Raw genomic sequence first — 6,242 nt, 5'->3', positions numbered from 1 at the left:
GGGTACCTGAGTCTAACAAGGTGGATGGTTGGTACTGCAGCCATCCACCTCATGCTGTTTGAGCGATGGTTGCCAGATTCAATGAGCTTGACATCGAGATCATATATCCGCAGTCCGGAGCTCCGGAAATGAAAGGGACGACTGAAGGTTTTTTCGACACGCTGGAGCACCGGATTGATCTATCCACTTCCAGGACGACCGTTTCCAGTGCCCAACAATGGTGCCATTACCCTTCAGACGTGCCCCCTTATCGGATCTTGAGTAGATTTTGATCGAATGAATGATTGTGGATTACTCCATCAACGCCTCTATTGCGGCCTTGGAGATACTACTCCGGCTCAAGTTTGATCAACACAAGTGCATTGCCAGATCAGGGGCCGCCAAAAGCCGATGCTGCGTTCGGTTCTTACGAACCGCGTCAAGGCAGACCGATCAGGCGTTCGTAACAGTGGTCGATGCTGTCAGTTGCGCCTTCGCCTCATGTCCGTATCGAGTTGTCATCCCAGGGCTTGCGCGGGGTATTCAGCGGCGACATGCTGCACTCGCCTTTTGGGAATGGAGCAGCAAGATGTGTGAGGATCGCGTGCTAGCAGCCAAGAGTCGGTTCGAGCTACTCAGGTTCTGCGTCGACAACGGCGCGCTACTGCTACCGGGGCATTTCGAGGCACCACACGCAGGTCACATCGTCGACAACGCCGGAACATTCGGGGCCGAATTTCTCACCTGAAAAATGAAAAGAGATGTCCCCCATCACTAACCTGCCACCTCCCGACCATATACGGGAATTGAGCCTGTGTATGACACCTTCGGTCTTAAGTCCTGACTCATGAACGGTGAGACGACCTTTTGAACTAACAGGGAGAGTCTTGGTCAATTAAACGCAACGTAAGAGTTTAATGACGCCGTGCCTGCATTACCTGTCGTAGGTATTTGGATTGGGTATCGTCCTGCCACTTATAGTAACTCGAGCGTTAACCCGAGAACGTAAGAAACGGAACTGTCCACCCCGGTTACTCTTGGTAATACTTTCTAAGATTGACGGCGATCAATTGTTGTCAAAAAATACTTGGCCGATCTGATTCGGTCATTACAGTTCGATTCAATTCTCAGGTAGAGGTGGCGTATGTATATCGTCAAGAAAGCACCGAGCTTGGCAATGGTGGGCATCCTGATGGGTGGTTTTTTTCAATCATCCGTTCAGGCTGAAGGCATCGTTGGCTCGGCACTCAACGGTGCAGCCAATATCACCGGGGCGGCGCTGGGTGGGGCCGCCAATATCACCGGCGCTGCGCTTGGAGGCGCGGCGAATGTCACTGGAACAGCACTCGGCGGCGCAGCAAACGTTACAGGGGCAGCGCTGGGTGGGGCCGCCAATGTGACTGGCACTGCGCTCGGTGCTCCCAGATACAGTTCCGATGACGACTATGACCCGCCACCACCAAAGCATCGCCGTCATCAGCAACAGCGCTATTACCAGGATAATAACTAACAGCACCAATGTCTTATCCAGGCCGACCAGAAACTAATGTTTTGTTGTTGATGGCGGAGGGTTCAACAGGTAGCGGGAAATATCTCAGAGGGCGATTGTGTTCACTTATCTTTAGGTGGGCACTATCGCCCTTTTTCAGAACGACCAATACCCGGCGAAACACCTATCCGAAACCCTTCAAAGCCCATACGTAAATGGTTGCCGCCCATACCTGATGACACCGTCGCGGACTTACCTTTACATATGCGCCTATAGTTCACGCCCATGGAACATCGCGAGCTGATTAACTTTTCAAATGAACTGTAACCGGCAACTGCCCCATCACAGGTGACTTACCGTTTTGTGTGCTGGGTCGTTGGGTGGCGGGTCGACTTTGTGGATCAGTTGCTTGATCGGAACGCCTTCAGGCAATTGGATGGAACTGAAGACAATCCGGGCTTTGACCTGGGCACCAAGCCTCGCCAATCGGTGCTCCGGTACGTCGTAGATGAAGGCTTGGCGAATCAGCGGATGGTCCAGGCAAAAAGCCAACAAGTTGAAACGGACGTCGAGCGTCAAGCTGGCATTGATCAGCACCAGGTCGAAGGCAGTGTCGCCGTACTCCAGCAACGTTAGCATCTCCTCCAGGCTCGACACCGGCGCGATGCAGTAGTAGCCCTCGCGGTTAAAGTCCCGCTCCAGACGCAAACGCTGAAAGTGCTGTGGGTCAGCAATCATAATACGCAATGCTTTATTGGTCATAGGCTGCTCCTAGCGACCGACCGGTTGTTGACGGGGTTCAGCTATGCGCTGCAGGCAGCGCAACAGATCGGCACCGTTCATGGCTCGGGAATGCCAGTGGCCCTGGCCCTGGGCACAGCCCAGCTCCAGTAGTTCCTGGTGCTGCTCGGCGGTCTCGATACCCTCGATCACTACAGACATGCCCAAGGTCTGTCCCAGCGCCAGGGTACTGGCGACTACAGCCCGACAACGGGGCTCGTGCTTGAGACCGCGGACGAACTCCGCGTCAAGTTTGATTTCGTTGAAGGGCAGTTGGCACAGGCGCTGCAAAGAGGAGAAGCCCGCGCCAAAATCATCGATCGACAAGCGACAGCCCATGATGCGCAGACGCACCAGGTTTTCCAGGGACACCGCTGGAGCTTCCAGCAAACCACTCTCAGTCAACTCAAAGGTCAAACTGCAACCGGGTGCCTGGAACATGGCGAGGATCCGTTTGATCTGCGACGTCAATTCCACATTGGCCAACTGCGCCGCTTGCAGATTGAACGCCAAGTTCAGCTCCCCTCCCCGACTCCTGACCTGCCGCTGCAAGCTCAACGCCTGGAGCATCAAGCTGAACAGCAATTCATCCATCAACCCACAGTGCTCCACCGTCGGCAGAAACGCCGCGGGCGAAAGCAGGCCCTTGAACGGATGGTTCCAGCGCGCAAGGACCTCTACACCCAACACCTCGCCGGTTTGCAAATCGAACTTGGGTTGGTAATAGGGCTCTAATTGTTCGTCGAGAAAGGCCCGCCGCACCTGCTCCTCGTTGGCCAACTCCATATCCGTCAGTGTCGACAACGTGGCCGGCTGTCGGCTCAAATAATCTTCAAGCAGTTGCCGCAGAGATTCAGCCTGCAAGGGTTTACCGATATCACCGAGCATGTGCAGCCCCAGCAATGCGCCCATCTGCCGAACCGTACGGCGCACATCGAAAGGCAGGTAACTGCTGATAATGATGGCCCCCAACTGTCCGGTTGCCCCAGCTCGTTGAATGAACTCCAGACCATCCATGCCTTCCATTTGCAAGTCGCAGAGGACCACATCCACAGGGCCGGCCTCTTGCAGGATGGCAAGGGCCTCGCCACCACAGCTGGCCTCCAGCACTTCGCGACACCCCAGCTGCATCAATAGACTGACGGCTACGGAACGTTGAAATAGGTGCTCTTCTAGCACCAGGACACGGAGCGGCAGACTAGGCATTGGGGGGCACTCGGCTGTAAAGGGAATGCGCCAATTTTCCGGGAGTCGACTGAACGAAGACAGTAGAAACAGTCCACACTCTTATAGGAAATTTCTCAAAAACCAAAAGAAAATGCCTTTGATCTTAATTGCGGCAATTGCCCTGTAGAAGCGGAATATCTACTGTGAGTGATCCTTCTGGAGCATCGTAGAAGGATCGTGGCCAGTCGCCTGATAATGAAGTGAGCTCTTTCAGATGATGATCAAGAGCGAACCAACCCGGAACGTCTGCAACTCGCGTCGAGTGATATCGGTTTGACCTATGGCGCCAACAAATTCTCCGTATCTGGCAGAAAGGCAACATCAACCGGATAAGCTTCACCAATCAGCAACCCCTTGCCGTAGAAAATAACGCCTCGCTGTCGTAGAACCAAGCCATCCCGGCTAAAGTCGAACACCCCTCCTGTCGAGGCCGAGAAGGTAAAGTGTTGATCATTCATCTTGACCAGTTCGAACTTAGTGCTGGCTGCCGGCCGATATTGTTCAAGACGGATCAAATAGGTTTTGGACAATTTTACAAAGAGATCCTTTGAAATATCGCGGTACTGGCGCAGTGAAAGCCCAGGTCGGCGTTGCAATTCGGTTGCAATCAGTGCAAACACTTCAGCATTCACGCCAGCCACTGCAAATTTTGCGGGCAGGATCTGCGCGAGTTTATCGCTGTTTATTTGAAGGGACTGGTTCTTCAATGTGCTCGAATGCTCCGTTCCCACTCCGCTGACGACCGTCGTAAACTCGGTGACATCGATAGGCACCAGAACCGAGGTCGCTAGAAACGCAGCGCATGCTGAAGACTGCACATGTACGTCTGCGCCTAACAGCACTGCGAGTTGATCATCCGTCATGGATTTTTTTCCAGCCTCCTCCTTCGCCAATATCTCCTTTAGCTTATCGGTATTGATTTCCCCTCTGGCCAGAGCACAGGCCTGGCTCGCAAATATATTATTGCGTTGTCCATTGAAACTCGGGGCAAGTTCCAATACCGCATTTTGAATAATGGCCAGCGCGGGGATCTTTATCGATCCTCGCGGCATGTTTGAAACTTTAGCTGGTTCATTTTTTTCGGAACCACAACCTGAAACAAGCACAGAACAACAGACTAGAAAGCTAATAGCGATCTTGGATTTCATAACTCACCTTGATAATTTATAGATACAACCGATCTCTGCCTTGCGCAGGACATCTTTATTTCATGTTTTTCTGATTAGCTGCTCGATAGCGCACTGAACCAAGCTGAGATGCCAAACTAGCATCTCAGCCCAGAGATCAAATCACCATTGATAACCTACACCGAGTGCCAATCCCACCTGGCCCTGTGTATCGCTGCTGCCCTGCAGCTTGCTCACCCAACGACCGTTGTCGGATATATGAGACACGCCAAATGCCACCGCAGACTGGCCTCTGTAGTTACCGACACCCGCAGTCGTCATGCTGGCGCCAGGAGCATAAGGCTGGGGCAGACTGGCCATAGCCATAGCCCCGGCAATACCTGCGCTTAGAGTGTCATCTTGTTTTTTCAGGTCGTGCCGAAGTTCGGAGTAACGCTGGTCAGTGTAAGCATTTGCATTGTTGGTGATGTTGGCAACGCTCTTTGACAGCTGGTCAACATTGACCGCATCCGTCCCCTTGGTACCCGCAGCCACATTGGTAATCTGACGTTCATTACCTGAGCTACCCACCGACACGCTGTTCTCCCTGTCTGCGATCGAATTGCTACCGATGGCTGCTGAGTTCTTCGCCGTAGCTTGCGAACCGCTGCCTACGGCTACAGTATTTTGCGCAATGGACTGAGCGTTGTTACCAATTGCCGTGCTGTTTGATCCAGAAGCCTTGGCCCCCGCCCCGCCCGCCGTGGAACCTGTACCTGAAGCTATGGGTTTGATGGCTGTACTGCCGTTATTCACCTGAAACATGCCATCGGCGCCATTCTTGATGTTGGCGACATCTCCCGCCACCTCGGTGACTCGGCCATCCATATTGGCTACTGAAGTGTTCACATTTCTGATTGAGTCATCTGTATATTTTTTAGTCACCGCGACTGCACCATCCAATTGCCTCAAGTTGACGGCATCGGTAGCTTCTTTTCCGTCGGCTACATTAGTGAGTGTTCTCGTTTGTCCAGTGGCGGCATTGCCGATCGAAACAGTACCGCTGGAAGAGTTCACAACCCCTGAATATGCACCGGTGTAGGTAAGGGCACCTCTTCCGTCATCACTGGCTCCTTGACCTAACGCGATGCTACCGCTTGCCGTCGAATTCGCCCCCTGTCCGATGGCAATCGAGTTAGCCGCCGATGTGCTGCTGTCCGCGCCTATGGCAATTGCTCCAGCACCGGACGACTTGGCATTTCCCCCAATCGCAATCGAGTCGTTACCACCTGCAATGGAATCGACCTTTACAGAGTTGGTATGGAAATACTTGACCCCGCCTCCGTTGTTTATGTTGTTGACCGTGCTTTCCACCGTGGTAACGCGCCCATCAAGCGCCGTAATGTCGGTTGTATTCTGGTCTACCTGATTACCCAGTGCAGTCAACTGAGCCACGTTCACGGCATCTGTCGCCTCAGAACCCGCCGCCACTCCGGTTATTTTCCGTTGTCCCAGGGCAATGCCGACACCAACCTCCCCAACTGAAGACTGAGGAGCCGCGAGCCGATAGGCGGTATAAGAGCTTTCAGCTCCCACAGCAGTAACCGAATTGGAGCCCAGAGCAACGGAGTTGGCGAAGCTGGCGACCGCACCATTACCGA

The 6,242-nt window shown here is 53.4% G+C and carries 5 protein-coding genes; 1 reads left to right on the top strand and 4 read right to left on the bottom strand.

What is annotated here, in order from left to right; translation table 11 throughout:
- Positions 1 to 1,123: 1,123 nt before the first annotated feature.
- The gene (locus tag JFV26_RS14575; RefSeq protein WP_201193408.1) at positions 1,124 to 1,489 is read left to right on the top strand and encodes a hypothetical protein; all 366 of its coding nucleotides are present in this window, start codon (positions 1,124 to 1,126) and stop codon (positions 1,487 to 1,489) included.
- 321 nt (positions 1,490 to 1,810) lie between these two features.
- On the opposite strand, the gene JFV26_RS14570 is transcribed toward JFV26_RS14575, so the two are convergent.
- From JFV26_RS14570 to JFV26_RS14555, 4 genes are all read right to left on the bottom strand, one after another.
- Positions 1,811 to 2,230: a response regulator gene (locus tag JFV26_RS14570; RefSeq protein WP_201193406.1), complete on the bottom strand. Its 420-nt coding sequence runs from the start codon at positions 2,228 to 2,230 to the stop codon at positions 1,811 to 1,813.
- A gap of 9 nt (positions 2,231 to 2,239) precedes the next feature.
- Positions 2,240 to 3,454, bottom strand: coding sequence for an EAL domain-containing response regulator (locus tag JFV26_RS14565; RefSeq protein ID WP_201193404.1), 1,215 nt, complete (start codon positions 3,452 to 3,454; stop codon positions 2,240 to 2,242).
- A 299-nt stretch (positions 3,455 to 3,753) separates the two neighbouring features.
- On the bottom strand, positions 3,754 to 4,623 hold the full coding sequence (locus tag JFV26_RS14560; protein ID WP_201193402.1) for a hypothetical protein: 870 nt from the start codon (positions 4,621 to 4,623) through the stop codon (positions 3,754 to 3,756).
- 141 nt (positions 4,624 to 4,764) lie between these two features.
- The coding region (locus JFV26_RS14555; RefSeq protein WP_201193401.1) for a YadA family autotransporter adhesin at positions 4,765 to 6,242 on the bottom strand (1,478 nt) is incomplete at its 5' end.

This window comes from Pseudomonas sp. TH31, assembly GCF_016650815.1.
Classification (GTDB): Bacteria; Pseudomonadota; Gammaproteobacteria; order Pseudomonadales; family Pseudomonadaceae; genus Aquipseudomonas.
The sequence above is the reverse complement of the archived record's forward strand: the minus strand, read 5'-3'. Positions and strand labels throughout refer to the sequence as shown.

What these genes read in the sequence shown, in the direction of transcription:
- JFV26_RS14575 (WP_201193408.1), top strand. Translation starts at nt 1,124, where the DNA reads ATGTATATCGTCAAGAAAGCACCGAGCTTGGCAATGGTGGGCATCCTG.
- JFV26_RS14570 (WP_201193406.1), bottom strand. Translation starts at nt 2,230, where the DNA reads ATGACCAATAAAGCATTGCGTATTATGATTGCTGACCCACAGCACTTT.
- JFV26_RS14565 (WP_201193404.1), bottom strand. Translation starts at nt 3,454, where the DNA reads ATGCCTAGTCTGCCGCTCCGTGTCCTGGTGCTAGAAGAGCACCTATTT.
- JFV26_RS14560 (WP_201193402.1), bottom strand. Translation starts at nt 4,623, where the DNA reads ATGAAATCCAAGATCGCTATTAGCTTTCTAGTCTGTTGTTCTGTGCTT.